Raw genomic sequence first — 1,370 nt, forward strand, 5'->3', positions numbered from 1 at the left:
ATGAGCTTAATGCACTAACAAACCAATCGGTCCACTCGGTGGGGGCAGACCAGTCTTTCGAGCTTCGGGTCAGCACCTTGGCAGGACCGGCGACAGTGGATCAGCCGTGTTTTCGGATGCTGCGCAGAGCACACAGGTGAAGGCGTACGGAATCTTGACCGCAGCGCAGGCATTCAGCGACGGATCAAGCGAAATGGTTTATTCGCCAATCGACTATATCGACCCGTGGGGTATCTCGCTCCTGACGCAGTAGAGCTGTCCAATTGCTTGGCGCGAGACCAGATTAACTTCCCTCTCTTGATTGAGAGACCGTGCCAGTGGCCCTGAGCGAGGGCTGTCGGGAGTCATGTATTACTCCGGCAGGAGAGGATCTTCCGATCAGCACGTGACCCATGGCGGACGGTATGCTGTAACAGTTTGAGATATTTCCTCGATCACCCAGGCACGGGGGGTGGCGAAGAGGGCGAGTCGGGCAGAATCAAACCGGAGCCAGGTCGCTCCGTGCGCAGAATGCGGACCCTCCGAAAGAATGTAAGTGCCTCATCGCAAGCCGGTTCGCTATCACACCTGGCAAACATGTTGAGCTTCAGACCATATCTCTCCGACACTGGTATGTGCACAAAATACCTAAATGGCTTTGGCTCATGTGCCCGCTCCTGTGGTCCGTGACGATATCGGCCGACGAGAGATGGCCTGCCCCCAATCATCTCCTTTGACAGGCTGCACGACGTGCTTGCTACATGGCATGTTGGGGGTCCGCTAAACTGCCCAAAGTCGGTACTAACGATCGTATCGGATGATTGCCATTCCTCTACTTTGCTGTCGATTCCTTGGACCCAATTCCGCTTGAACTTATCGGGAAGAACAAGCTGGTAGTCGTAAGCGATCTGCACCTCAGAAGGCATTGTGCGCTTCTCGGCTTTGTTGCAGGCAGTGATTGCAAGCAGCACGGCCATTGCGGATATCGAGCGTGCTGGCTGGACCGTCATGTAACAAACCACCTAATACAGTCGAGGATCGCGTTCCATCTGACTCAGCCCATGCACGGCAATCAGGTGATTCCCGCCATTATGCCGTGAACGCCGACGCACATTCCCAGCGCCCGCCTTGCCAGTGAAATTCTACCCGCTGCGCGTTGCTGATCGCGGGCGGCTCGCCCTTGCGCCAGAACACCCGCATCTTGGCCCGGTCATCCAGATGGGCGTCGGCGACGATCGCCCGCGCGGCCTGGATGAATTGCCCATGCCCGAACACATAGACCAGTGATCCAGCAGGCATGGCGGCGAGGCGGTCTAGGCCCGTCTTGCAGCGGCGTAGCAGGGTGGCGAAGCTCTCGGCCCCTTCCCCGTCGCAATAATCAGGATCGGCCG

1 protein-coding gene is annotated in these 1,370 nt (G+C 57.5%); it reads right to left on the bottom strand.

All coding sequences use genetic code 11. The annotated features are described in order from the left end of the window. Positions 1 to 1,068: 1,068 nt before the first annotated feature. A partial coding sequence (locus tag AX681_RS00905) for a histidine phosphatase family protein (protein ID WP_197424205.1) occupies positions 1,069 to 1,370 on the bottom strand: 302 nt, incomplete at its 5' end.

Origin of the sequence: Sphingomonas sp. CCH9-E2 (assembly GCF_001557215.1) — a bacterium.
Taxonomy (GTDB): Bacteria; Pseudomonadota; Alphaproteobacteria; order Sphingomonadales; family Sphingomonadaceae; genus Sphingomonas.